Annotated in this window: 22 protein-coding genes; 14 read left to right on the top strand and 8 right to left on the bottom strand. The window is 70.4% G+C overall.

From position 1 onward, the window contains the following. Positions 1 to 22 precede the first annotated feature (22 nt). From ACN6O8_RS10925 to ACN6O8_RS10875, 11 genes are all read left to right on the top strand, one after another. Positions 23 to 469: a hypothetical protein gene (locus ACN6O8_RS10925; protein WP_427991071.1), complete on the top strand. Its 447-nt coding sequence runs from the start codon at positions 23 to 25 to the stop codon at positions 467 to 469. A 75-nt stretch (positions 470 to 544) separates the two neighbouring features. Further along, positions 545 to 973, top strand: a complete 429-nt coding sequence (gene gspG / locus ACN6O8_RS10920; protein ID WP_427991070.1) for a type II secretion system major pseudopilin GspG — start codon at positions 545 to 547, stop codon at positions 971 to 973. After that, on the top strand, positions 945 to 1,433 hold the full coding sequence (gene gspH / locus ACN6O8_RS10915) for a type II secretion system minor pseudopilin GspH (protein WP_427991069.1): 489 nt from the start codon (positions 945 to 947) through the stop codon (positions 1,431 to 1,433). Before gspG ends, gspH begins: the two co-directional genes overlap by 29 nt. Further along, complete coding sequence (gene gspI / locus ACN6O8_RS10910) at positions 1,420 to 1,818, top strand: type II secretion system minor pseudopilin GspI (RefSeq protein ID WP_427991068.1); 399 nt, start codon at positions 1,420 to 1,422, stop codon at positions 1,816 to 1,818. Before gspH ends, gspI begins: the two co-directional genes overlap by 14 nt. After that, positions 1,815 to 2,429: a type II secretion system protein GspJ gene (locus ACN6O8_RS10905; protein ID WP_427991067.1), complete on the top strand. Its 615-nt coding sequence runs from the start codon at positions 1,815 to 1,817 to the stop codon at positions 2,427 to 2,429. The genes gspI and ACN6O8_RS10905 overlap by 4 nt, the downstream gene beginning before the upstream one ends. Beyond that, on the top strand, positions 2,426 to 3,370 hold the full coding sequence (gspK, locus tag ACN6O8_RS10900; RefSeq protein WP_427991066.1) for a type II secretion system minor pseudopilin GspK: 945 nt from the start codon (positions 2,426 to 2,428) through the stop codon (positions 3,368 to 3,370). The genes ACN6O8_RS10905 and gspK overlap by 4 nt, the downstream gene beginning before the upstream one ends. Continuing rightward, the gene (gene gspL, locus ACN6O8_RS10895; RefSeq protein ID WP_427991065.1) at positions 3,367 to 4,359 is read left to right on the top strand and encodes a type II secretion system protein GspL; all 993 of its coding nucleotides are present in this window, start codon (positions 3,367 to 3,369) and stop codon (positions 4,357 to 4,359) included. Before gspK ends, gspL begins: the two co-directional genes overlap by 4 nt. Continuing rightward, entirely contained in the window at positions 4,356 to 4,943 is a 588-nt protein-coding gene (gene gspM / locus ACN6O8_RS10890; protein WP_427991064.1) for a type II secretion system protein GspM, read from the top strand. Before gspL ends, gspM begins: the two co-directional genes overlap by 4 nt. Further along, entirely contained in the window at positions 4,943 to 5,689 is a 747-nt protein-coding gene (gene gspN / locus ACN6O8_RS10885; RefSeq protein WP_427991063.1) for a type II secretion system protein N, read from the top strand. Before gspM ends, gspN begins: the two co-directional genes overlap by 1 nt. Before the next feature lie 464 nt (positions 5,690 to 6,153). Next, positions 6,154 to 8,328: a TonB-dependent receptor plug domain-containing protein gene (locus tag ACN6O8_RS10880; protein WP_427991062.1), complete on the top strand. Its 2,175-nt coding sequence runs from the start codon at positions 6,154 to 6,156 to the stop codon at positions 8,326 to 8,328. After that, complete coding sequence (locus tag ACN6O8_RS10875) at positions 8,328 to 8,858, top strand: TlpA family protein disulfide reductase (RefSeq protein ID WP_427991061.1); 531 nt, start codon at positions 8,328 to 8,330, stop codon at positions 8,856 to 8,858. The genes ACN6O8_RS10880 and ACN6O8_RS10875 overlap by 1 nt, the downstream gene beginning before the upstream one ends. Positions 8,859 to 8,882: 24 nt before the next feature. Here the strand turns inward: ACN6O8_RS10875 and gspE are convergent, their stop codons facing one another. Beyond that, complete coding sequence (gene gspE, locus ACN6O8_RS10870; protein WP_427991060.1) at positions 8,883 to 10,310, bottom strand: type II secretion system ATPase GspE; 1,428 nt, start codon at positions 10,308 to 10,310, stop codon at positions 8,883 to 8,885. Further along, the gene (gene gspD, locus ACN6O8_RS10865; RefSeq protein ID WP_427991059.1) at positions 10,307 to 12,922 is read right to left on the bottom strand and encodes a type II secretion system secretin GspD; all 2,616 of its coding nucleotides are present in this window, start codon (positions 12,920 to 12,922) and stop codon (positions 10,307 to 10,309) included. The genes gspE and gspD overlap by 4 nt, the downstream gene beginning before the upstream one ends. Positions 12,923 to 13,098: 176 nt before the next feature. On the opposite strand from gspD, the gene gspF reads away from it, so the two are divergent. Continuing rightward, positions 13,099 to 14,304 (top strand): type II secretion system inner membrane protein GspF, encoded by a 1,206-nt coding sequence (gene gspF / locus ACN6O8_RS10860; protein ID WP_427991058.1) that lies wholly within the window; start codon positions 13,099 to 13,101, stop codon positions 14,302 to 14,304. 162 nt (positions 14,305 to 14,466) lie between these two features. Here gspF and ACN6O8_RS10855 read toward each other — a convergent pair whose 3' ends face one another. From ACN6O8_RS10855 to ACN6O8_RS10845, 3 genes are all read right to left on the bottom strand, one after another. Then, on the bottom strand, positions 14,467 to 14,805 hold the full coding sequence (locus ACN6O8_RS10855; RefSeq protein ID WP_006386376.1) for a P-II family nitrogen regulator: 339 nt from the start codon (positions 14,803 to 14,805) through the stop codon (positions 14,467 to 14,469). Between the two features lie 138 nt (positions 14,806 to 14,943). Continuing rightward, positions 14,944 to 17,010 (bottom strand): NAD(+) synthase, encoded by a 2,067-nt coding sequence (locus ACN6O8_RS10850; RefSeq protein WP_427991145.1) that lies wholly within the window; start codon positions 17,008 to 17,010, stop codon positions 14,944 to 14,946. A gap of 92 nt (positions 17,011 to 17,102) precedes the next feature. Next, complete coding sequence (locus ACN6O8_RS10845) at positions 17,103 to 18,434, bottom strand: mechanosensitive ion channel family protein (RefSeq protein WP_427991057.1); 1,332 nt, start codon at positions 18,432 to 18,434, stop codon at positions 17,103 to 17,105. A 191-nt stretch (positions 18,435 to 18,625) separates the two neighbouring features. Here ACN6O8_RS10845 and argH point away from each other — a divergent pair, with 191 nt between their 5' ends. Further along, on the top strand, positions 18,626 to 20,044 hold the full coding sequence (gene argH / locus ACN6O8_RS10840; RefSeq protein WP_427991056.1) for an argininosuccinate lyase: 1,419 nt from the start codon (positions 18,626 to 18,628) through the stop codon (positions 20,042 to 20,044). Between the two features lie 99 nt (positions 20,045 to 20,143). Next, positions 20,144 to 22,183, top strand: a complete 2,040-nt coding sequence (locus tag ACN6O8_RS10835; RefSeq protein ID WP_427991055.1) for a PEP/pyruvate-binding domain-containing protein — start codon at positions 20,144 to 20,146, stop codon at positions 22,181 to 22,183. A 73-nt stretch (positions 22,184 to 22,256) separates the two neighbouring features. Here ACN6O8_RS10835 and lpdA read toward each other — a convergent pair whose 3' ends face one another. Genes lpdA through ACN6O8_RS10820 form a run of 3 tightly spaced genes read right to left on the bottom strand, consistent with a single transcriptional unit; the run spans position 22,257 to position 26,063 of the window. Continuing rightward, the gene (gene lpdA, locus ACN6O8_RS10830) at positions 22,257 to 23,660 is read right to left on the bottom strand and encodes a dihydrolipoyl dehydrogenase (protein ID WP_427991054.1); all 1,404 of its coding nucleotides are present in this window, start codon (positions 23,658 to 23,660) and stop codon (positions 22,257 to 22,259) included. 2 nt (positions 23,661 to 23,662) lie between these two features. Then, complete coding sequence (locus ACN6O8_RS10825) at positions 23,663 to 25,018, bottom strand: dihydrolipoamide acetyltransferase family protein (protein ID WP_427991053.1); 1,356 nt, start codon at positions 25,016 to 25,018, stop codon at positions 23,663 to 23,665. 1 nt (position 25,019) lies between these two features. Beyond that, complete coding sequence (locus ACN6O8_RS10820; protein WP_427991052.1) at positions 25,020 to 26,063, bottom strand: alpha-ketoacid dehydrogenase subunit beta; 1,044 nt, start codon at positions 26,061 to 26,063, stop codon at positions 25,020 to 25,022.

The raw sequence follows: 26,063 nt of genomic DNA, 5'->3' as shown, positions 1-26,063 counted from the left end.
TTCCGCTGTCCGCATCGCCGCCATGTCTCTGTCCCTGCGCCTGTCCCCGCCTACGGTTCCCGCCGCGTTCCGTACCCTTGCCATCCTGGCGCTGGCCGCCGGCCTGGGGGTGTGGGGCGCGGTGCTGCTGGCGCCCGCGCCGCCCGCCCTGCCCGCCGCCATCGCCGCGCCCGCGCCGCGCGCCGCCGACAACACGCCGGTGGCGTTGTGGTTCGGCCGCGACGAGGTATTGCGCACGCAGATCAGCGTGCTCGGCGTGATCGCGGCCGGTGCCGACGGCGCCGCCGTCGTCAGCGTCGATGGCGGCCCGCCGCTGGCCTGGCGCGCCGGCGACGAGGTCGCCCCCGGCATCGTGCTCAAGGACATCGGCGCCGATGCCGTCACGGTCGAGCAAGGCGGCCGCGCCAGCCGCATCGCCGCGCCGGCTGCGCCCGCCCCCGAGGGCGGCATCGCGCGCGCCGCGCCCTGAGCCGCGCGACGCATATTGCTGTCATATTTCATGTCCACAATCGCACGCTTCTCACTGAAACACCGGAGTCGTGAAGTGCGCCAGTCATCGCGCGGGCTCGCCCGCCAGCAAGGTTTCACCCTGATCGAGATCATGGTGGTCATCGTGATCATGGGGATTCTTGCCGCCCTGATCGTGCCGCGCGTGCTGGACCGTCCCGACCAGGCGCGCCAGGTCGCGGCGCGCCAGGACATCGGCGGCATCATGCAGGCGCTCAAGCTCTACCGCCTGGACAACGGCCGCTATCCGACCACCGCGCAGGGCCTGCGCGCGCTGGTGGAAAAGCCCGAAGGCGCATCCAACTGGCGCGGCTACCTGGACAAGCTGCCCAACGATCCCTGGGGCCATCCCTACCAATACCTGAGCCCTGGCGTCAAAGGCGACATCGACGTGTTCTCGTTCGGCGCCGACAACAAGCCCGGGGGAGAAGGCGGCGATGCCGACATCGGTTCGTGGGAACGCTGAGCGCGGCTTCACGCTAGTCGAAGTCCTGGTGGTGCTAGTGATCGTCGCCATCGCCGCCAGCATGGTCAGCCTGTCCATCGGCAAGGGCGCCGATCCGCTGCGCGAGGACGCGCGGCGCCTGCTCGACGCCTTCACCGTGGCCGAGGGCGAGGCGCGCAGCGACGGCCGTCCGCTGCGCTGGCTGCCCGCCAGCGGCGGCTGGTCGTTCGAACGCCAGGGCCGCTCGGCCGCGCCCACCGCGCAGAACGACGCGACCCTGCCCGTGGACACCCTGGAACGCGACGAGATGCTGCGGCCGCAAGCCTGGCGCGCCGGACCGGTGCAATGGCGCCTGGCGCCCGAGCGCCCGCTGGTGTTCAACACCGAATGGGTGGCCGCCCCTTTCAGCGTGCAGTTGCGCTCGGGCGACTCGCGGGTGACCTTGACGCGCGACGCCGCCGGACACTATGACATCCACTGATTGCACGCCCGCCTGCCGGCCCCAGCGCCAGCACGGCTTCACCTTGATCGAGGTGCTGGTGGCCCTGGCGATCATCGCCGTGGCGATGGCTGCCGCGCTGCGCGCCACCGGCGTCATGGCGGCCAACAACCGCGCCCTGCAGGACAAGACCCTGGCGCTGCTGGCGGCGCAGAACGCACTGACGCAGTTGCGCCTGGAACAGACCCTGCCGCGCGCCGGCTCGCAGACCGTGCCCTGTCCGCAGGGCGGGCTGGCGCTGCAATGCGAACTGGTGTTCACCCCGTCGCTGAACCGCAGCTTCCGCCAGGTCTCGGTCAAGGTGCGCGACAGCGCCAACGGCGCGTCCCTGCTGCAGTTGGACGGCCTGCTGTCGAGCCTGCGATGACATCGCGCCGCGCCCTCGCCCGTGCCCAGGCGGGCTTCACCCTGATCGAAGTGCTGGTGGCGCTGGCCCTGATGGCGCTCGTCAGCCTGATGGCCTGGCGCGGCCTGGACAGCGTCTCCAGCGCGCGCGAGTGGATCGCGCGGCAGGCCGACGACACCGACGCCATCGTCCGTGCCCTAGGGCAGATGGGCCGCGACGTGGAAATGGCGTACAACGGCCCGTCGTTCGCCGCCCCCGGCATCGACGCCCAGGTCTTCACCTCGGGCGTGCGGCTGCTGCGCGGCGCGGCCGGCGCGCAAACCCTGGAGATCCTGCGCCCCGACCCGGACGGCGACGGCCGCTGGCAGCGGGTGCAATGGTCGGTGCGCAAGGACGGCCTGTGGCGCGCCAGCGGCCTGTCGGCCGACCAGGGGCCGCTGCCGCCGGTCGACGGCGGCGTGCTGCTGCTGCCCGGCGTGCGCGCGCTGGCGCTGCGCGGCTGGGTGACGGGCGTGGGCTGGATGGACACGCGCGCGCCCTTCTCCGCCACGCCCGCCGGCATCGAAATCACACTCGAACGCGGCGCCGCCGGCGACGCGCGGCGCTACAGCCGCGTGCTGGAGCTGCCATGACGCCGCCCCTGCCGCGCCAACGCGGCGCCGCCGTCGTCAGCGCGCTGATCGTCGTCGCCATCGTCGCCGCCTTGACCACCAGCCTGTTCCAGCGCCAGACCGCCAGCACCCGCCGCATCGAGAACGAGATGGCGCGGGTGCAGGCGCGCATGCTGCTGGCCGGCGGCATCGACTGGGCGCGCCTGGTGATACGCGATCACGGCCGGCGCGAGGCCACCACCCGCGGCGACCAGATCTGGGCCACGCCAGTGCTCGACACCCGCATCGAACGGCCCGGCGACGAGCGCGTGGCGGTGTTCTCCGGCCAGGTGCAGGACGAACAGGGCAAGTACAACCTCGGCAACCTGGCCAACCATGGCGTGCCGCAGCCCGAACAGGAACGGGTGCTGCGGCGCCTGCTGGGCATCCAGCGCCTGCCGGACACGCTGGCGGCGCGCCTCATCGAAATCATCGCCGCCAGCCAGCCCCCGGCCCCGGCCGCTGGCGCCCCGACGCCGGCACAAGGCGGCCAGACGCCGGACGCGCGCGCGCCGCTGCCGCGCGGCATCGACGACGTCAGCGCGCTGCTGGGCTTGGAGCCGGCCGTGCGCAACGAACTGCGGCGCACCATGACGGTGCTGCCGGTTGCCACCAGCGTCAACGTCAATACGGCGCCGCCGGAAGTCATCGCGGCGCTGGTGCCCGGCCTGTCGCTCGGCCAGGCGCGCGCGCTGACCGGCGAACGCGACCGCGGCAACTGGTTCAACAACAGCGGCGACTTCGCCAACCGCCTGGCCGCCACCGGCGTCAAGACACCGGCGCCGGCCGTGACCACCGCCAGCGGCTGGTTCATGGCCAGCGGCGCGGTCGTGTACGAACGGGCCCGCGTCGCGATGCAGGCGCTGATACGCAGCGCCCCGCCGGCCGCCCCCGACACCATCTGGACGAGAGAGAACCCTTGAAGAACGCCTTGCGCATCGCGCTGCCCCCCCTGGCCGAACTCGGCCCAGGATCAGTGCTGCCCTACGCCTGGTTCGACCGCCGCGGCCGCTGCGCGCGCCAGGGCGAACTGACGCTGCCTGCCCTGGGCCAGGCCTATCCGCAAGCGGCCTGCGAGGCCGTGCTGCATCCCGCCGACGTGATCGCCGCCACCGTGCAGGTGCCCGCCGTGGCCAAGGCCCGCTTCGCCGCCGCCGTGCGCGGCGCGCTCGAGCCGCTGGTGCTGAGCGACCTGGACGACCTGGCCATCGGCCACGGCCCACGCGCCGCGGACGGCCAGGTGCCCCTGGCGTGGGCGCCGCGCGAGCCGGTCCGCCGCGCCTGGAGCCTGCTCCATGCGCAAGGCTTGCGCGCCCACGCCCTGATCGCGCCGCAGACGCTGGCGCCCGGCGCCGCCGCGCCGCTGCGCGATCCGGCCGACCCGCGCTGGCTCGCGCCGTCGCCGCCGTGGTCGCTGGCCATGCCGCAACTGGCGCCGGCAAGCGTCTCGCGCTGGCGGCCGGTGTGGCGCTGGAGCGCCGTCGCGGCGCTGGTCTGGATCGGCGGCTTGAACCTGCATGCCGCGCAATTGCGCGGCGAGGCCCAGGCCTTGCGCGAAGACATGCGGCGCCAGGTGTTGGCGGCCTTTCCCGACGTCCCCGTGGTGCTGGACCCGGCGCGCCAGGCGCAGCAGGGACTGGACGCGTTACGGAACCGGCGCGGCGCCGCCAATGCCGGCGACTTCCTGCCGCTGGCGCGCGCCGCCGCCCGGACCCTGCCGTTCGCCGCCGACAACGTCGCGCGCCTGGCATACGGCGACCAGACCCTGACCTTGCAACTGGCCGATGCCGGCGCCCAGGCCCAGCGCGTGGCCGAAACCCCGGCGCTGATCCAACAGGCCGCCGCCCAGGGCCTGAAACTGGAACGCGGCGACACCGACAACACCTGGCGCATCACGCGCAGCCAACCATGACAGCCATCGAACGCCTGCGCGCCGCCTGGCGCGCCGCCCTCCAACCGTTGGCGCCGGCTGCCGGCCGCGCGCGCCAGCGCTATCAAACGCTGGCGCCGCGCGAACGGCGGCTGGTCAATGGCGCCGGTGCCGTGCTGGCCCTGGCGCTGGTCTTCACCCTGCTGGTCGAGCCGGCGCTCGACACGGTGCGCACACTGCGCGAGCAACTGCCGCGACTGCGCGGCCAGGCCGCCGCCGTGGCCGACCTGACGCGGCAGGCCGCCACGCTGCGCGGCCAGGCCGCCGCGCCCGCCGCCACGCTGCCGGCCACGGCCGAGATCGGCGCCAGCCTGGCGCGCGCCGGGCTGCCCGCCGATCACTGGCAACTGGCCGCCCCTGGCCAGGGCGACAGCGTCACGCTGGCGCTGACCGAGGTCCCCGCGTCGGCGCTGCTGCGATGGCTGGAGAACGTCGGCGCCGACTGGGGCCTGGCGGTCACCAAGGTCGAACTGACGCGCGCCGCCAATCCCAATGGCCGGCCGCTGCCCGGTCTGGTCAATGGCAGCGTGACGCTGGCCTTGCCGGACCCGCGGGCGCGCTCCTGATGCGCCTGCCCCAGGGTGCCGGCCTGGCGCTGGCCGCCGCCGCCAGCGCCGCCATCGCCGCGGCCGCCGTGCTGCCGGCGCGCTGGCTGCTGGCCGGCCTGCCGCACGACACCCCGGTGACGCTGGCCGACGCCAGCGGCACGATCTGGAACGGCCGCGCCTGGATCGCGCTCGGCCCCCCCGGCGCGCGCCGTGTGCTGGCGCAGCCCCTGCGCTGGCAATGGCACTGGTCTTCGCTGACCCTGGAGCTGTCGCATCCCTGGTTGCAGGGCCCCCTGCGCGCCGCCCCGGGCTGGAACGGTGTCAGCCTGTCGGCGCAGTCGCTACGCCTGCCGGCCGCGGTGCTGTCGGCGCTGGGCGCGCCCTGGAACACGCTGGCGCCCGAGGGCCAGCTCGATATCTCCTGGCAGGCGCTGCGGCTGGGCGGCGCCCTGCCCGATGCGCCGCTGGCCGAACTGCGCTGGCGCGATGCCGCCACCGCCTTGTCGCCGCTGACGCCGATCGGCGCCTACGTGCTGCGGGTGCGCGGCAACGGCCGCGCGGGCGCCACGCTCACGCTCGGCACCGAAAGCGGCCCGCTGGCGGTCAGCGGCCAGGGCAGCATCACGGCCCGCGGCGTGCGCTTCCAGGGCCAGGCCAGCTTCGCCGCCAACGCCAGCGAGGCCGACCGCGGCGCGCTCGACGGCCTCATGGCGGCGCTGGGCCGGCGCAACGACGATACGGTGATCTTCGGCACCGGCAAGTAGACACGCCCCGGCGCCGCGTTGCAGGCGCGCCACGTCCCCGCCATTGCCAGACCTATTCACGTGCCACGCGGCGCCGCCCCCAGCCCCGCCCGCCTGGCGCGCGCGCGGTCTTCCCTTCCGCTACGGCCAAACCGACGACGGCGCGGCGCGCTTCGCGCACACGTCGCCGGCAATCTCGGACTGCCTCACGATTGACGCAAAAATTCATAAAACCGAACATTTTGAATTGATTTTTGCCGCTCTCGTTTCGCGCCTTTTCTCCATGCCGTCCCCCGCCACGCGCCCCGCGCGCGCCCCTGCCGCCACGGCCCCCCGCCCCCATGCGCCCTGCCCGCCGCGCCGCGGCCGGGCGCGCGGCCTCGCGCCGGCCGGCGCCTGTACCCCCTGAACCCGCCATGGCCGGGGCCCGGCGCCCTGGCCATGGCGGTGCCCTTCTCGAACCCTTCCACCCGGTGCCCTTCGCCATGACCTCCGTCTTTCCTCCCTGCACGCCCCTACGACGCGCCGCGCTGGCCGCGGCCCTGACCGCCGCCTGGGCCGCCCCGGCGCAGAGCTGGGCGGCCGCCGACGCCGCGGCCCCCACCCTGGCACCGATCACCGTCATCGACCGCTCCAACCAGGGTTCGATGCGGCCCGGCGCCCTGCGCGACGAACTCGTCAAGACCGAATCCATCAGCGAAAGCGCCATCGCCAAGGCCGGCGCCACCAACGTCAACGAGGCGCTGGACAAGAATCCCGGCATCGCGGTTCAGGTCGAATGCTCGATCTGCAACGTGCGCAACATCCTGCTCAACAACCTGCCCGGCCGCTACACCACGCTGATGATTGATGGCGTGCCGATCTTCTCGTCGGTGTCGTCGGCCTACGGGCTGGACAGCGTCAGCGTCTACGGCGTCGAGCGCATCGACGTGGCGCGCGGCGCCGGCGCCAGCCTGATCGCGCCCGAGGCCCTGTCCGGTTCGGTCAACATCGTCACCAAACGCCCCACCGAGGCCGAGAACCGCGCCCGCGCCCAGATCGGCAACTACGGCTCGCGCCAGGGCGACGCCTACCTGGCGCGGCCGTTCGACGGCGGCGCCATCACCGCGACGCTGAACTACAACACGCACGATTCCGTCGACGCCGACCACAACGGCGTCTCCGAATACACCGGCTACGACCGCCGCCTGGGCGGCATCGGCTTCTTCCTGGACGACGCCGGCGGCTTCAAGCTGCGCGGGCGGCTCGACGTGGTCAACGAAAAGCGCGGCGGCGGCGCATTGGGCACCGACTACTCCGCCATCAAGCACAGCACCACCGGCAACCCCTTCGACTGGCGCGGCGGCGTGCATGGCTCGCCCGACCGCGACGGCTGGGTCAATCCCGCGGACGGCGGCATCGTGGCCTACGACAAGGGCCCCGGCGGCGATCGCGGCGGCCGGGGCGGCATGTCCGAGATCATCTTCACCGACCGCGTGCAGTTCATCTCCACGGGCGAAAAGCGCATTGGCGACAGCCTGCTGCGACTGGCCGTGGGCGCGGCCGAGCACAAGCAGGACAGCTTCTACGAGCTGGCCACCTACGTCGCCCGCCAGAAGCAGTACTACGCCGAGGCCAGTTGGCAGACGCCCATCGCGGGCTGGCTGACCACCCTGGGCACCAACTTCCGCTACGAAGACCTGCGAAGCCACGGCAGCATGGAAGACGGCACCCCGGTAAGCGGCGTCGACGACTACACCTACCGCACCCCGGCCCTGTTCGTGCAGGCCTACCGCTCCCTGCTCGACGACGCGCTCGAAATCAACGGCTCGGTGCGCTATGACCGCCACAACGTCTTCGGCGGCATCACCTCGCCGCGCCTGAATGCGCTCTATCACCACAACGACCGGGTGTCGAGCCGTTTCAGCGTCGGCAAGGGGTTCCGCGCGCCCACCAGCTTCTTCGAGCAGGAACACGGCATCCTCAACACCATCCGCATCGACCGCCAGATCAGCAAGCCCGAGGAATCGCTCAACGCCAGCTATGCGCTCAACTACGCCGACGACCGCCTCGCCGTGACCGGCTCGTACAACTACAACCGCATCAAGAATTTCGCCATGCTCGATCCCGACCAGCACGACGCGGCCGGCAACGACATCACGCTGTTCTCCAGCGCGCGTGAACCGGTCATCGTGCAGGGCGTGGACGTGACGATGTCCTACCTGCTGACGCCGGCCCTGAGCGTGATGGCGGCGGCCGAGGCGTTCAACTACCGCTTCCCCGCCAAGACGCTGATCTTCGCCCGCCCCAACGCCAAGGCCTACCTGGGCCTGGACTACGACCGCGGCGATTTCGACTTCAACGCCAAGCTGGTCTGGACCGGCCCCATGAACCTGCGCAAGTTCCACGACGACGGCTCGGGCCAGCAGAACCGCTACAACCTGGATGGCACGCCCAAGCGGGAAAAGAGCCCGGGCTTCTTCACCCTCGACCTGCGCGGCGAATACGCGGTCAACAAGCACTTCACGCTCTACGCCGGGGTCGACAACCTGTTCGATTACAAGCAGTCGGACAAGGAAAGCCCGCTGTTCGTCGACGGCAACGGCGAGCTCGACGTCACCCAATTGTGGGGGCCGAGCCGCGGGCGCTACCTGTACGCCGGCACCAAGCTGAGCTTCTGATGCGCCGCGTTCTGTCGCGGGCCTGCCTGGCGCTGTGCGCGGCGCCCGTGATCGGCGGCGCCCAGCCCTGGCCGGCGGCGCGGCCGCCGGTGGGGCAGGCGTGGGACTTTTCGCTACCCGCGCTGGACGGCGGCCGCTTCGTGCGGCTGGCGGCCCTGCACGGGCCGGTGCTGGTGAATTTCTGGAGCCGCGATTGCCCGCCGTGCGTCACCGAGTTGCCGCGGCTGCAGCGATTCGCCGACGCCCATCCGGGGTGGACGGTGCTGCTCGTCAGCACCGACAGCCCCGCCGCCGCCACCGAGTTCGTGCAACGCCATGGCCTGCGCCTGCCGGTGCTGCGCCCGGGCGCCAACGTCCTGGCCCTGATGCGCGCCGCCGGCAACCGCGGCGGCGCCCTGCCCTTCACCGTGGCGACCCGGATCGGCCGCATCTGCGCGGGGCAGCTCGGCGCCCTGTCCGGCGCGGACCTCAAACGCATCGCCAGCGGCTGCGCGGCGGCGCCGGCCACGCCGGGCGCCGCGACGCCCTGAACCGGCCCTCACCGGCCCCCGCGCCTACGCGTCGCGTGTCACGCGCAGGATTTCCTCGGGCGAGGTCTCGCCGCTTTCCACCCAGCGCGCGCCATCCTCGCGCATGCTGTGCATGCCGGCGGCACTGGCGGCGCGGCGCAGCGCGCGTTCGTCGCTGCCCTCATGGATCAAGCGGCGGGCCTCGTCATCGACCGTGAACAGTTCATGGATGCCGGAACGGCCGGCGTAGCCGGTGTGGTTACAGGCCGCGCAGCCCACCGGCTGGTACACCCGCACGCCCCCCTGCGTCACCGGCCTCTTGCAGGCCGGGCACAGCTTGCGCACCAACCGCTGGGCCAGCACGCCCAGCAGCGACGAGGACAGCAGGAAGGGCTCCACGCCCATGTCGGTCAGGCGCGTCACCGCCGACACCGCATCGTTGGTGTGCAGCGTGGCCAGCACCAGGTGGCCGGTCAGCGAGGCCTGCACCGCGATCTGGGCGGTCTCCAGGTCGCGGATCTCGCCAATCATGATGACGTCCGGATCCTGGCGCAGGATGGCCCGCAGCGCCAGCGCGAAACTCATGTCGATCTTGGCGTTGACCTGGGTCTGGCTGATGCCCGGCAGGTCGTACTCGATCGGGTCCTCCACGGTCAGGATGTTGCTGGTGGCGGCGTCGAGCCGGCTCAGCGCCGCGTACAGCGTGGTGGTCTTGCCGCTGCCGGTGGGGCCGGTCACCAGCACGATGCCGTGCGGCTGGCGGATCAGGCGGTCGAGCTGGCGCAGGACGCCGGGCGCCATGCCCAGCTTCTCCAGTTGCAGCCGGCCGGCCTCCTTGTCCAGCAGGCGCAGCACGGCGCGCTCGCCATGGCCGGTGGGCAGCGTCGATACCCGCACGTCGATCGGCCGGCCGCCCACGCGCAGCGTGATGCGGCCGTCCTGCGGCAGGCGCTTTTCGGCGATGTCCAGATGCGCCATGATCTTGATGCGCGAGATCAGCGCCGCGTGCAGCGCCTTGCGCGGCGAGACCACGTCGCGCAGCGTGCCGTCGACGCGGTAGCGCACCACCGAATGGGTCTCGAACGGCTCGATATGGATATCGCTGGCGCCATCGCGCGCCGCCTGCGCGAACAGCGCGTTGATCATGCGGATCACCGGCGCGTCGTCCTGCGCGTCCAGCAGGTCGGCCACCTCCGGCATGTCCTGCAACAGCCGGTCCAGGTCGATCTCGTTTTCGGCCACGCCCATCACCGAAGCGGCGTCCTCGGCGTGGCTGTAGGCCGCCGCCAGCAGGGTTTCCAAGGCCTCGTCGTCGACCTGCGCCACGGCGATGTCGCCGTGGCAGCGGCGGATCTCGCGCACCGCCCACTCGGGTGTGCGCGGGCTCACGGTCAGTTGCGCATGGCCGGCGCGCAGCGACAGCACCGCGCGCTGCGCCCGCGCCCACGCGTACGGCAAGGGATGCGCGCTCATAGATGCGAAACCAGTTCGCCCTTGAAGCCCAGTTCGCGCAAGAGCGCCGTGGCCGTGGAGATGGTGCCGGGGTCCTTGGAAACCTGGCTGCGCACCACATAGCCCATGCCGCCCGGGCCGGTCTGCACATAGGCCTGCAGGCCGCTGGCCTGGACCCGCTGGGCGATGCGGTCGGCCTCGCCGCGCGTCTTGACCGAGGCGAACTGCAGCGTCGCGCTGGTCTTGTCGACCTCGCCGTAGAGCGAGGCCGGATCGCGCGCCACGCTCACGCCCAGCGGCAGGTTGGCGCGGATCGGCAGCGACGGATCGCTGGTCTGGCGCGCCGCCGGATACTGGCGCACCGCGAACGATTCCACCGTGGTCGGCGGCGGACGCCGCATGGTTTCAGCCAACTGGTCGGGCCGCATGTCGTAGACGTTGTTGGACACCGACGGCGCCGCGCCCGGCGGCGGCAGCATCGGCGCCTGCATGTTGGGCAGCAGCCAGTGGTCGCCCGGCTGCGCGGCGCCCTGGGCGCGGCGCATGTAGTCGTAGCGGTCCATCGTCACGCCGGCGCTCTGGCGCGCATCGCGCACCACGTAGGGCCGCAGGAACACCATCAGGTTGGTCTTGGTGCGCTTGCGGCTGTCGTACTTGAACAGCGAGCCCAGCACCGGGATCGCGCTCAGGCCCGGCACGTTGTTGGAGGTCAACGTCACGTTGTCTTCCAGCAGGCCGCCCAGCACGATGATCTGGCCATCGTCGATCAGCACGCTGGTGTCGATGGCGCGCTTGTTGGTGACGATGCCAGTGGTGGCCGTCGAACGGCTTTCGTCGATGCTGCTGACTTCCTGGTAGATGTCGAGCTTGACCGCGCCGCCTTCGGATATCTGCGGCCGGATGTTCAGCTTCAGGCCGACGTCCTCGCGCTGGATGGTCTGGAACGGGTTGGAGCTGCCGTTGCTGCCGGACGTGACATATTGGCCGGTCACGAACGGCACCGTCTTGCCCACCAGGATGCTGGCCGATTGATTGTCCAGCGTCAGCAGGTTCGGCGTGGACAGGATGTTGGCCTCGCCACTGTTCTGCATCGCGCGCGCCAGCACCCCCAGGTTGATGACCTTGTTGCCCAGCACGTCGACCGTGCCCTTGACCACGCCCAGGCTCAGGCCGCTGCCAAGCGCGTCGATCGAGGTCGGGCCATTGCCGGACAGGCCGCTGCCGCCCAGGTTGGTGCCGCCGATGAAGCTGGTGCCGCCGCTGTTGATGTTGCCGGCGCCCGTCATCCACTGGATGCCGAACTCGGCCGCCGCCTGTTCGCTGACTTCGACGATCAGACTTTCCACCAGCACCTGCGCGCGGCGCTGGTCGAGCTGGTCGATCACCTCGCGCAGGCTGCGGTACAGCGGCTCGGGCGCGGCGATGATCAGCGAATTGGTGGCCGGGTCCGCCTGGATGGTGGCACCGCCGGCGGAGTAAGACACGGCCTGGTTGCCGGAATCGTCGCGCGCGATACGGTCCTGGTCGCCCGACAGACCACCCTTGCCGTTGCCGGAGCCATTCGTCGAGCTGGACATGCCCAGACCGGCATTGGTCGCGCCCGGGGAGGACTGCGGCGACCGGCTGCCGCCATTCTGGCCGCCGGCGCCAGCCGCGCCGCCTGCGGAGCCGGCTCCCGGCGCCGCGTTGGCCTGGCCGGCCAACAGACCGCCCAGCACTTCGGCAATGCGGGTGGCCTGCGCATTGCGCATGTAGACCACGTGCAGATTCCCGGCGCGGTTCTGCTGCGCGTCCAGCTTTACGATCAGGTCGCGCGCCAGCCGCGTGCGCGCCGGGCTGCCCGCGCGGATCAGCACGCTATTGCTGCGCGGATCCGCCACCACGGCGATGCGCTGGGTCGGATCACTGCTCTGCGTGTCCAGCAATTGCGAAGCCAGGATGGCGATGTCCGAGGCGATGCCCGACCGCACCGGCACCACATCGGTGTCGATCGCGCTGGGCACGTCGATGCGGGCGATCACCGCCGCGATGCGGTCAAGATTGTCGGCGTAGTCGGTCACCACCAGCGTGTTGTTGCCGGGATACGCATTGATGGGATTGTTGGGCGGCACCATCGGCCGCAGCACCGGCACCAGGTTGGCCGCGTTCTCGTACTTGAGCGGGAACACCCGCGTCAGCATCTCGCCGCTGTTGCCCGAGCCGCCGCGCGCGAAGGCCGCCACCGACACCGGCGCCTTGGCCGCTCCGCCCGCGGCCGGCGCCGGCCGCGGATCGCCCACCACCGCGCTGCCCTGCAGCTTGGCGTCGGCCTCCGGCACCACCCGCGTCACGCCGTCCACCTCGACGATCGCGAAGCCCTGCAGCCGCAGCGCGCCAGTCAGCATCGACAGCGCCTGGCCGCTGTCGACCGGCCGGTCCGACACCAGCGTGAGCTTGCCCTTCACGCGGGGATCCACCAGGAAATTGCGCTTGGTGAACAGCGACAGCGCACGCAGCACGGCGGGGATGTCCGTGTCGACGAAGTTCAGGCTGACGCGATTGTCCGCCTGTTGAGCATGGGCCTGGCCGGCCGCGGGTCCGAGTTGGCTTGCCGCGAGCAAGACCGCAAGGCTGAGTTGCGCGATATGACGCATGACGAGATGTGCCTGAGACGTGAAGTCGTGTGAAAAAACGTGAAAGCGCGTCGGAGTATACGGGGTGACACTGCAACACTACGGTCATAATCCAGAGGCAAGGTGACGGCCTGCAAAGCCTTGATTTACGGGCCTTTCCGCCCATCGGCGGCGGGACCCGAGACCCCCAATCCACCATGCCATCCTTTCGTTACGAAGCGACTGACGCGCTTGGCAAGATCGTGCACGGCACGATCGATGCCGACAGCGAACGCGGCGCGCGCAATCAGTTGCGCGGGCGCGGCCTGCTGCCGCTTTCCACCTCGCCGGCGGCACGCGCCGAAGGCCTGGGCGCCGCGTTGCGCACGCGCCTGTCCGATGCCGACCTGGCCTGGCTCACGCGCCAGCTCGCCAGCCTGCTGGCCGCCCGCCTGCCGCTGGACGCCGCGCTCGGCGCCACGCTCGAACAGGCCGAGAAAAAACACATCGCCGCCACGCTCGAAGGCGTGCGCGATGACGTGCGCGCCGGCCATCGCCTGTCCACCGCGCTGGCCTCGCGTCCGCGCGACTTCCCCGAGATCTATCGCGCCTTGATCGGCGCCGGCGAAGAATCCGGCGACCTGGCGCAGGTCATGGAAAAACTGGCGGACTACATCGAAGAGCGCAACACCCTGCGCAGCAAGGTCATGACGGCGTTCATCTACCCCGCCGTGGTGGCCTGCGTCTCCGTCATCATCGTGATCTTCCTGCTGGGCTACGTCGTGCCGCAGGTGGTGTCCGCCTTCAACCACGCCAAGCAGCAATTGCCGCTGCTGACCCGCATCATGCTGGCGCTGTCCGACTACGTGCGCGACTGGGGCCTGGCCACCGGCGCCGCCCTCGCGCTGGCCCTCGTGCTGTGGCGCTATAGCCTGCGCGTGCCTGCCGCCCGCCATGCCTGGCACGCCCGCATGCTGCGCCTGCCGCTGGCCGGCCGCTTCGTGCTTGGCGTCAACGCCGCGCGCTTCGCCTCGACTCTGGCGATACTCTGCGGCAGCGGCGTGGCGCTGCTCACCGCCCTGGACGCCGCGCGCCGCACCCTCGGCAACGACGTGCTGCGCGGCGCCGTCGACGAAGCCGCCGCCCGCGTGCGCGAAGGCGCCTCGCTTTCGGCCTCGCTGGCCGCGCAGAAAGCCTTCCCCTCGCTGCTCATCCACCTCATCGCCAGCGGCGAAAAGACCGGCCAATTGCCCGAACTGCTGGACCGCGGCGCCCAGAACCTGTCGCGCGACCTGGAACGCCGCGCCATGGCCATGACCGCCCTGCTCGAACCCGCGCTGATCCTGCTGATGGGCGGCTTCGTGCTGTTGATCGTGCTGGCCGTGATGATGCCAATCCTGGAGATGAACCAGTTGATCCGCTAAACCCGCAGAAAGAACAAGGCCCGCGTCCACCCCGCGGGCCTCAAAGAGTCGATGGCAAACGCCAAAAAGCGACGCCCCAAGAACACAATCACCCGCCCAAAAAACATCGGGGAGACCCTTACGGTCCCCCCGACAGTCAACCCAAGCGATTCCAGCGCGATTTCAAAGCGCCTCTTCGTCGCTCTCCCCCGTCCGGATGCGGATGGCCTGCTCCACAGGCGTGACGAAGATCTTGCCGTCGCCGATCTTGCCGGTGCGGGCCGCCTTCACCACCGCCTCGATCGCCGCCTCGACCTGATCGTCCGGCAGCACCACTTCGACGCGGATCTTCGGCAGGAAATCCACCACGTATTCCGCCCCGCGGTAGAGTTCGGTATGCCCTTTCTGGCGCCCGAAGCCCTTCACTTCGGTCACGGTCAGCCCGCTGACGCCGACCTCGGCCAGCGCTTCGCGGACTTCGTCGAGCTTGAAGGGTTTGATGATGGCGGTGACTTGTTTCACGTTGGTCGTCCTGATTGTTCGATCTGTTGCGGCGCCCGGGACGCTTGTCGGACCAGGGCGCGATGAATGAGAGAATACCACCGGCGCCCGGCCCGCCAAGCCCGGCCCCGCGCGTGCCGGGAAAACCCGCAGGCGCGGTCAGGCCGGCGGCGCCTGGTCCGGAATGCGGTCGGCATCGCGCAGCCACACCACCGATTCGGAATCGCTGGGCGCGCGCCAGTCGCCGCGCGGCGACAGCGAGCCGCCCGAGCCCACCTTGGGCGCGTTCGGCACGCAGGTGCGCTTGAACTGGCTGAGGCGGAAAAAGCGATCCAGGAAGATCTTCAGGTTGCGCTTGATGGCCGCCAGGTCGTACTGATTGCGCGCCACGTGGCCGCCCTCCGGCCAGGCGCCGGCGTCGCGGTCGCGCCAGGCCGCCAGCGCCAGGAACGCCACCTTGGTCGGCGCGAAGCCGTAGCGCAGCGTGTAGTACAGGTTGAAGTCCTGCAGTTCGTAGGGGCCGATGGTGTCTTCGCTTTTCTGCGTCGGCTTGCCATCGTCGCCCCCCGGCACCAGTTCCGGGCTGACGTCCGTGCCCAGCACGTCCAGCAACACCGCCGCGCCGGCTTCGCCCAGGCGGCCGGACTCGGCCACCCAGCGCACCAGGTGCGTGATCAACGTCTTGGGCACGCTGGCGTTGACGCTGTAGTGCGACATGTGATCGCCCACGCCATAGGTGCACCAGCCCAGCGCCAGCTCGCTCAGGTCGCCCGTGCCGATGACGATGGCGTTGTTGAAATTGGCGATGCGGAACAGATGGTTGGTGCGCTCGCCGGCCTGCACGTTCTCGAAGGTGATGTCGTACACCGGCTGGCCGGCGGCATAAGGATGGCCGAGATCCTTGAGCATCTGCAGGCAACTGGGCCGGATGTCGACCTCGGACGCCGTGCAGCCCACCACCGCCATCAACTGGCGCGCCTGCTGCAGCGTGCGCGTGCTGGTGGCAAAGCCCGGCATCGTCACGGCCAGGATGTTGGCGCGCGGCAGCCCCAGCGTATCCATGGCCTGCGCGCAGACCAGCAACGCGTGGGTCGAATCCAGCCCGCCCGAAATGCCAATGACCACCTTGGACATGCCGCTGGCCGACAGCCGCTGCGCCAGCGCCTGCACCTGGATGTTGTAGACCTCCTGGCAGCGCGCGTCGCGGCGCCGGGCGTCGGCCGGCACGTAGGGGAAGCGCGGCACGCGCCGCTCCAGCGGCAACTCGGCGTCTTCCAGCGGCGCCGCGACCGGCACCGGCACCAGGCGGAACTTGCGCACTTCGTCGCGATGGCGCCGCGCCGACTGGCCAAAGGTGGTCTGGTGCATGCGCTCGCGCGACAGGCGCTCCAGGTCGACGTCGGCAAACAGCAGGTGCGATGCGTTCAGGAAACGCTCGGACTCGCCCAGCAGCTCGCCGTTTTCGTAGATCAGCGCCTGGCCGTCCCAGGCCAGGTCGGTGGACGATTCGCCGCGGCCGGCCGAGGTATACATGTAGGCCGCCAGGCAGCGCGCCGACTGCTGCGCCACCAACTGATGGCGGTAGGCCGACTTGCCGACCACGATGTTCGAGGCCGACAGGTTCACCAGCACCGTGGCGCCGGCCAGCGCCGCGAACGAGGACGGCGGGATCGGCACCCAGACGTCTTCGCAGATCTCGACGTGGAACTGGAACAGCGGCAGCTTTTCCATCTGGAACAGCAGCTCGGCGCCAAACGGCACGGTCTGGTCCAACAGGCGGATCTCGGTGGCCAGCGCGCAATCGGCGGCGCTGAACTGGCGCGCTTCGTAGAACTCGCCGTAGTTGGGCAGGTAGCTCTTGGGCACCACGCCCAGGATGCGGCCGCCGGCGATGACCACGGCGCAGTTGTACAGTTGGTGCGCCACCCGCAGCGGCGCGCCGACGATGACGGCGATGTCCAGCTCGGCCGTGGCCCGCGCCACCTCGCCCAGCGCCGCCTCGCAGGCGTCCAGCAGGGCCTGCTGGTGGAACAGGTCGTCGCAGGTGTAGGCCGACAGGCCCAGCTCGGGGAACGCCACCAGCACGGCGCCGCCCTGGGCCGCCTGCTGCGCCAGCGCGATGGTCTGGGCGGCGTTGAAGGCCGGATCGGCGACCCGGCATTCGGGCACGCCCACGGCGACCCGGGCGAAGCCGTGGGAATACAGGTTGAAGAACGGGTTCGACATCGGATCCATCGCCTGGGGCGCCTTGATACGGAACTGCACGGAACGGGCCTGTTTCAGGCCGGGACATCCAACCCGGCCATTATCTCACGGCGTCATGGGCCGGACGGCGGCGCCAGGCGCTCTGGATCGGGCCGCTGATGGCCGCCTTGCGCGGCCAGCGCGGCCTGGATGGCGCCCTCGCGCAGGTAGCTGCCCATGGCGCCGATATCCGCGCCGGACGGCTGCTGGTACAGCCGCAGGCCCAGTTCCGGCAGGATCGCCAGCAGATGGTCGAAGATGTCGCCCTGGATGCGCTCGTACTCGACCCAGGCGGTGACGGCGGTGAAGCAATAGACCTCGACCGGGATGCCGTCGGCGGTGGGCTCCATCATGCGCACCATCATCGCCATGTCCTGGCGCACCTCGGGGTTCTGCTTCAGGTAGGCCAGGCCGTAAGCGCGGAAGGTGCCGATGTTGGTCAGGCGGCGGCGGTTGGCCGGCACGCTGGCCAGTTCGCCCATGGTCTGGTTGGCCTGGGCGATGTCCTGGGTCTTGACCCGCAGGTAGTCGTGCAGCAGCCGGAAGCGCATCAACTGCTGGGCCTCGTCATCGGTCAAAAAGCGCACGCTGCTGGCGTCGATGCGCAGGGTGCGCTTGATGCGCCGGCCGCCCGACTCGAACATGTGGCGGTAGTTGCGGTAGCTTTCCGAGAACAGCTTGTAGGTCGGCACCGTGGTGACGGTGTTGTCCCAGTTCTGCACCTTGACCGTGTGCAGGGCGATGTCCTTGACGAAACCGTCGGCGTTGGACTGCGGCATCTCGATCCAGTCGCCGATGCGCAGCATGTCGTTGCTGGTGAGCTGGGTGCTGGCCACCAGCGACAGCAGCGTGTCCTTGAACACCAGCAGCAACACCGCCGACAGCGCGCCCAGGCCGGAGATCATCCACAGCGGCGAGCGGTCGATCAGAATGGAAAGCACCAGCACGGTGCACACCGCCATCAGGATCAGTTTGCTGATCTGGATATAGCCCTTGATCGAGCGCGTCTGCGCCCGGGTGGTGGCCGAATAGGTGTCCTGCCAGGCGCTCAGCACCCCGGAAAACGCCACGAACACGCAGATCCAGGCGCCGGCGTGGGCCAGCCGCCCGACCAGCGTGGCGGCCTTCTCGACGTGCGGCACCAGCTCGATGCCCACCGACACCACCGCGAACGGCACTGCGTACCACAGGTTCTGGTAGGCGCGGCGGCGTTGCAGCGCCTTGTCCCAGTCCTCGTGGCCGCTGACCACCAGCAGCCGGTGCGCCAGCAGCAACACCACCCGCGCGACCACCCACTGGACGAACAGGGCGGTCAGGATCAGCACGCCGATGCCGACCAGCGTCTGCGCCCAAGGCTGGTGCGGCATATAGGTATCGAGTTCGGTGGCCAGTTCTTCCCATTCCATGGGCATAGGTCGTGTGCTCTCTTCTGATGTGCGGCGGGCGGCGGGGTTGCCCGGCTTGCCGGGGCCGCGGGATATGACCCTGAATTATCCGACAACTCGCGCCCGCGCAGGTTTCCAGCGGCAACAGCGCGGCCCCCGGGCTCGCCGCGATTCGTCAGCCGCCCGGGGCAGGCCCTATAATCCCCGCCATCATGGCAAACACTCCCTCTCCCGATCAAAACCAGTTCGCCAACAAGGCGCAGGCCTGGTCCGCCCGGTTCTCGGAACCGGTTTCCGAACTCGTCAAACGCTACACGGCGTCCGTGGATTTCGACAAGCGCCTGGCGCGCTACGACATCCAGGGTTCGCTCGCGCACGCGGACATGCTGGCCGCCCAGGGCATCATCGGCGCCCAGGACCTGGCCGACATCCAGCGCGGCATGACGCAGATCCTGTCCGAAATCGACGCCGGCAGCTTCCAGTGGCTGCTCGACCTCGAAGACGTGCACCTGAACATCGAAAAGCGCCTGGTCGAGCTGGTCGGCGATGCCGGCAAGCGCCTGCACACCGGCCGTTCGCGCAACGACCAGGTGGCCACCGACATCCGCCTGTGGCTGCGCGGTGAAATCGACACCCTGATCGACCTGCTGCGCCAGTTGCGCCACGGCCTGGCCACGGTGGCGCTGGACAACGCCGCCACCATCATGCCGGGCTTCACCCACCTGCAGGTGGCCCAGCCCGTCACCTTCGGCCACCACCTGCTGGCCTACGCCGAGATGTTCGGCCGCGACGCCGAGCGCCTGGCCGACTGCCGCCGCCGCGTCAACCGCCTGCCGCTGGGCGCCGCCGCCCTGGCCGGCACCTCGTTCCCGATCGACCGCGAACGCGTCGCCAAGACCCTGGGCTTTGACGGCGTCTGCCGCAACTCGCTCGACGCCGTCTCCGACCGCGACTTCGCCATCGAGTTCTGCGCCGCCGGCGCGCTGATCATGACGCACGTCTCGCGCCTGTCCGAAGAACTGGTGCTGTGGATGAGCCCGCGCGTCGGCTTCATCGACCTGGCCGACCGCTTCTGCACCGGCAGCTCGATCATGCCGCAGAAGAAGAACCCCGACGTGCCCGAGCTGGCGCGTGGCAAGACCGGCCGCGTCAACGGCAACCTGGTCGCCCTGCTGACCCTGATGAAGGGCCAGCCCCTGGCCTACAACAAGGACAACCAGGAAGACAAGGAAGGCCTGTTCGACACGGCGGACACGCTGCGCGACACGCTCACCATCTTCGCGGACATGGCCGGCGGCATCAAGGTCAAGGCCGACAACATGCGCGCCGCCGCCCTGCAGGGCTTCGCCACCGCCACCGACCTGGCCGACTACCTGGTCAAGCGGGGCGTGCCGTTCCGCGACGCCCACGAAGTGGTGGCCCACGCCGTGCGCGACTGCGAACAGCGCGGCTGCGACCTGGCAGACCTGTCGCTCGATGAGCTCAAGGCCTACCACCCGACCATCGGCGACGACGTGCACCAGGTGCTGACGCTGGAGGGCTCGGTTGCCGCGCGCAAGCACGTGGGCGGCACCGCCCCCGAGCGCGTGGCCGAGGAAGCCCGCCGCGTGCTGCAGGAAACGGCGGCGTAACACGCCGGCGATTCCCTGGCAGCAAAACAGGCGGCCCCGGATTTTTCCGGGGCCTTTTTTCATGGCTATGATGGGCGCTTTCCACTCGCCCCCTCCCCCATGCCAGCCCTGCGCGCGTCCTGGTTCCCTTCCCCCCTGTCCTGTCCGGCCATCCTGACGGCCGCCTGCCTGCTGGCGCTTGCCGCCCATCCCGCCGCCCTGGCGCAGACGGCGCGCAAGCCGTCGCCGTACGAAAACAACGTCATCGAGCCCTTCAAGGCCCCCCGGCCGCTGAGCCCGGAGGAAATCGCGGCGCGCCAGGCCGAAGATGCGCGCCGTGGTGGCCCCGCCTTCATGGCCCGAGTGGAAAGCGACGCCGCCTTCGGCCAGTTGGCGCGGGTCTACAACGCCGGCACGCCGCTGGAAATCCCGCACGTGCTGTTCGTGATCGACCGCCAGCGCGGCAACCGCATCTATTACCTGGACACGCCGCGCTACGGGCTGCACGAGACCTTCGCGCGCGAGCGGCGCCTGCTGCCCGGCAAGGACAAGGCGGCGCTGACCGCGCAGTACAAGGATCCCAACCGCCGCCTGCTGTTCGGCACCCTGAGCTGGCAGCGCGACCTGCCGGGCTACACCTACGAATTCTGGGAGGGCGACCGCCTCACGCCCGAGCTGCTGAAGCTGGCCGACGAGGTGGTCGCCAAGAGCTTCCATGCCCCGATCCGCTTCAAGACCAACTCGACCCTGCACGAACAGGCCGCCACCACGGCCGGCCTGCGCTTCGTGACGCAGGAGGCGCTGCTGCGCGAACAGGCCTTCCTGCCGCTGAACCCCGGCAGCGCGCGGGGCCGGCTGCGCATCGTCGCCTCGGTCGAAGCCACGCCCGACCTCAAGCGCGACGACATCGTGGTGCTGGACGAAGTGCCGATCGCCATCCCGCCCGTGGCCGGCCTGATCACGCAGCGCCCGTCCACGCTGCTGTCGCACGTCAACCTGCTGGCCAAGGGCTGGGGCATCCCCAACGCCTACGTGCGCGACGCCACCACGGCGCTGCGCCAGTACGACGGCCAATGGGTCACCTTGACCGTCAGCGGCAACGACTACCAGGTGCGGCCCGGCGACAAGCCCGCCGCCCAACCGCCGGCGACACCACCCAAGCCGCGCGCGCAACTGCCCAAGCCCGACCTGAGCGTGCAGGCGCTCAAGCCGCTGGATGCCCTGGCCGTGCGCGACAGCCGCCATTGCGGCGTCAAGGCCGCCAACCTGGGCGCGCTGCGCTCCGCCCTGCCGCCGGCCGCCAGCGTGCCCGACGGCTTCTGCATCCCGTTCGCGCAGTACGCCGCCTTCATGCGGCGGTTGAATGTGGCCCAGCGCCTGGCCGCGCTGGAGCAGCGCCCCGACTTCATCGCCGATGCCGAGGTGCGCCGCAAGGAACTGGCCGCCCTGCGCCAGGACATCATGCAGGCCGCCGTCGACCCGGCACAGGCCGAATCCTGGCGCGCGCTGTGGCAATCGCGCCTGAAGGGCGCGGGCGTGTTCGTGCGCAGTTCTTCCAATTCCGAGGACCTGCCCGGCTTCAGCGGCGCCGGGCTGTACACCACGGTACCCAACGTCACGCAGCCCGAAGCGCTGGCCAAGGCGGTGCAGACGGTGTGGGCCTCGGTCTACAACTTCGACGCCTACGAGGCGCGGCGCGCGGCCGGCATCCCCCAAGACGCGGTGGTGATGGCCGTGCTGGTGCAGCTGGCGGCGCCATCCGACAGTTCCGGCGTCATGATCACGCGCGACCCGTTCGACGCCAGCCGCCGTTACGTGACCTACATCTCGGCCAAGCGCGGCCTGGGCATCAAGGTGGTGGAAGGCAAGCGCCAGGCCGAGCAGGTGATGTATTCGAGCTGGTCCAAGGCGGTGCAGGTGCTGAGCCGCTCGGCCGAGGACACGCAATTGGTGGTGGACGCCAGCGGCGGCTTGCGCGAAGTGCCGATCGCGCCGGATGCGCGCCAGGTGCTGAACGACGCGCTGGTCGCGCGCCTGGCCGCCGTGGGCCGGCAGGTCAAGCAGCGCCTGGGCAAGGTCGACCAGGACATCGAATGGGCGGTGGTCGGCGACCAGATCATCATCCTGCAGGCGCGGCCCTACATCGACGCGCGCCGCTAGCGGGCGCACAGGAAAAAACCGCGGCGGCGGGCAAGACGCCCGCCCACCGCGGCCTTGGATTCGCCGTCCCGGCTCAGACGTGCAGCGCGTGCCCCAGCGCCTTGAGCGCGGCTTCCTGCACCGCCTCGCCCAGGGTCGGGTGGGCATGAATCGTGCCCGCCACGTCCTCCAGCGTCGCGCCCATTTCGAGCGACTGGCCGAAGGCCGTCGACAGTTCCGACACGCCCCGGCCCACCGCCTGCCAGCCCACGATCAGGTGGTTGTCGCGGCGCGCCACCACCCGCACGAAACCGTCGGTGGATTCCAGCGTCATGGCGCGGCCGTTGGCGGCGAACGGGAACGACGCCGCCAGGCAGTCCAGCCCGGCCGCCTCGGCCTCGGCCGGCGACAGCCCGGCCACCACCACTTCGGGGTCGGTGAAGCACACCGCCGGAATCGCGGCCGGCTGGAAGTGGCGGCGCTTGCCGGCCACCAGCTCGGCCACCATCTCGCCCTGCGCCATGGCGCGGTGCGCCAGCATCGGCTCGCCGGCGATGTCGCCAATGGCCCAGACGTCGCGCATGGAGGTGCGGCATTGGTCGTCGATGCGCAGCGCGTTGCCCTTGCGGTCCAGTTGCAGGTTTTCCAGGCCCCAGCCTTGCGTGCGCGGACGCCGGCCGACGGCGATCAGCACCCGGTCGGCGGGCAGCGCGGTCTCGGCGCCGCTGGCGTCCTGGATCCGCACCGCCGTGCCGGCGCCATTGAGCCCCAGCACCTTGCGGCCCAGGTGCAGCGCGACGCCCAGCCGGGCCAGCGCGGCCGCCACCGGCTTGGTCAGTTCGGCGTCGTAGGTCGGCAGGATGCGATCCTGCGCCTCGACCAGGGCCACCTCGGCGCCCAGCTTGCGGTACACCGTGCCCAGTTCCAGGCCGATGTAGCCGCCACCCACCACCACCAGCTTCTTCGGAATGTCGATGGGCGACAGCGCCTCGGTCGAGGACACCACCATGCCGCCGAACGGCACCGACGGCAACGGCGTCGGCTCGGAGCCGGCCGCCAGCAGCAGGTGCTCGCACTGGATGCGCAGGCGGGCGCCGTCGGCGCTCTCGACCTCGACGGTCTTGCCGTCCAGCAGTCTGGCCCAGCCCTGCACCACCTGCACGCCGTTCTTCTTGAGCAGCGCGCCCACACCGCCGGTCAGCTTGCCGACGATGCCGTCCTTCCAGGCCACCGTGCGGCCGATGTCGATGGCGGGCGCCGACACCGAGATGCCCAGCGCCGACTGGCCGGCGTAATGGCGCGCCTTGTCGAATTCCTCGGCCGCGTGGATCAGCGCCTTGGACGGAATGCAGCCGATGTTCAGGCAGGTGCCGCCCAGCCGGTCGCCTTCGACCAGGAGGGTGGGCACGCCCAGTTGCCCGGCGCGGATCGCGGCCACATAGCCGCCAGGCCCGCCGCCGATCACCAGCAGGGTTGTCGTCTTGGTAGTCTGGCTCATGCTTACTCCACGAAAAGCAGCGCGGGTTGTTCCAGCAGCGCGCGCACGGCCTGGATGAAGCGGGCCGCGTCCATGCCGTCGACCACGCGGTGGTCGAACGAGGACGACAGGTTCATCAGTTTGCGCGCCACCACGGCGCCATTGCGGAAGGCGGGCCGCTCGACGATGCGGTTCACGCCGACGATGCCGACCTCGGGATGGTTGATGACCGGCGTCGTGACGATGCCGCCCAGCGGCCCCAGGCTGGTGATGGTGATGGTCGAGCCGGACAATTCATCGCGCCCGGCGCTGCCGGACCGCACCGCCTGCGCCAGCCGGCCGATCTCGGCCGCCATCGACCACAGGTCGCGGGTCTCGGCGTGGCGCATCACCGGCACCATCAGGCCGGCGTCGCTCTGCGTGGCGATGCCGATGTGCACCGCGCCATAGCGCGTCACCTGGCCGGCCTCGTCGTCATAGCGGGCGTTGATCTGCGGGAAGTCACGCAACGCGATCACCATGGCGCGCGCCAAGAGCGGCAGCAGCGTCAGCTTGCCGCGCGATTCGCCGAACTTCGCGTTCAGGCTGACGCGCAGGTCTTCGAGGTCGGTGACATCGATTTCCTCCACGTAGCTGAAATGCGGAATGCGGCGCTTGGACTCGGCCATCTTCTGCGCGATCTTGCGGCGCAGGCCGATTACCGGCACCTGCTCTTCGTCGTTGCGCTCGGCGTAGGCCGGGCCGCGCGCGGGGGTGGCCGCGCCCTGCCCTTGCAGGTAGGCGTCCAGGTCCTCGTGCAGGACGCGGCCGGCCGGGCCGCTGCCGTGCACGAAGCGCAGTTCGATCCCAAGATCCCAGGCGCGCTTGCGCACGGCCGGCGAAGCCAGCGGCTTCTCGCCCGGCTGGCGCGTGGCGGCGGCGGCCTGGCGCGTGGCGGCGGGACGGCCCGGCTGCGCGGATGGCGCTTGCGGCGCGGCGGCGGACGATTGCAGCGATGCGGCGATCTGGCCCGCAACGCCGCCAGCCGGAGCCTTGCCGGCCTGGGCTGGCGCCGATGCGGCGGCCGGCGCGCTTGCCGCGGGCGCGGCAGCGGCCTGCGGCGGCTGCGCCGCCGCGTCGCCCTTCACATTGCCCTCGCCCTCGACTTCCAGGCGGATCAGTTCGCCGCCCACCGCCATGACCTGGCCGACTTCGCCGCCCAGCGCGACCACGCGGCCGACCACGGGCGACGGGATCTCGACCGTGGCCTTGTCGGTCATGACGTCGGCCAGCGGCTGGTCCTCGGCGACGGTGTCGCCCACCTTGACGTGCCAGCCCACCAGTTCGACCTCGGCGATGCCTTCGCCGATGTCGGGCATCTTGATGACATGAATCCCCATCTCACACCTCCATCGCGCGTTTGAACGCTTCGCCGACCCGGCGCGGGCCGGGGAAGTAGGCCCATTCCTGCGCGTGCGGATAGGGAGTGTCCCAGCCGGTCACGCGCTCGACGGGCGCTTCGAGGTGATGAAAACAGTGTTCCTGCACCAGCGCGATCAGCTCCGCGCCAAAGCCGCAGGTGCGCGTGGCTTCGTGCACCACCACGCAGCGGCCGGTCTTCTTGACCGAGTTGACAATGGCTTCCAGGTCCAGCGGCCACAGGCTGCGCAGGTCGATGACCTCGGCGTCGATGCCGGTTTCCTCGGCCGCGGTCAGCGACACGTGCACCGTGGTGCCGTAGGTCAGCACCGTCAGCGCGTTGCCGGGCCGCACGATGGCGGCGGTGTCCAGCGGCACGGTGTAGTAGCCGGTCGGCACCACGCTGCCCGGGCGGCCGGTCCACGGCGTCACGGGACGGTCGTGGTGGCCGTCGAACGGCCCGTTGTACAGCCGCTTGGGCTCCAGGAAGATGACCGGATCGTCGTTCTCGATGGACGCGATCAGCAGCCCCTTGGCGTCGTACGGGTTGGACGGCATCACCGTGCGCAGCCCGCAGACCTGGGTGAACATCGCCTCGGGGCTCTGGCTGTGCGTCTGGCCGCCGTAGATGCCGCCGCCGCAGGGCATGCGGATGGTCATGGGGGCGATGAACTCGCCCACCGAGCGATAGCGCAGGCGCGCCGCCTCCGACACGATCTGGTCGGAGGCCGGATAGAAATAATCGGCGAACTGGATCTCGCACACCGGCCGCAGGCCGTAGGCGCCCATGCCCACCGCCACGCCGACGATGCCGCCCTCGGAGATCGGCGTGTCGAACACGCGCGAGCTGCCGTACTTGGCCTGCAGGCCCTCGGTGCAGCGGAACACGCCGCCGAAATAGCCCACGTCCTGGCCGAACACCACCACGTTGCCGTCACGCTCCAGCATCACATCCATGGCCGAGCGCAAAGCCTGGATCATGGTCATCGGCGCGGACGCCGGACCCCCATTGTTATCGATAGCCAT

Origin of the sequence: Achromobacter sp. (genome assembly GCF_050285565.1) — a bacterium.
Classification (GTDB): Bacteria; Pseudomonadota; Gammaproteobacteria; order Burkholderiales; family Burkholderiaceae_B; genus Achromobacter.
This window is presented reverse-complemented; position numbering and strand designations above follow the sequence as displayed.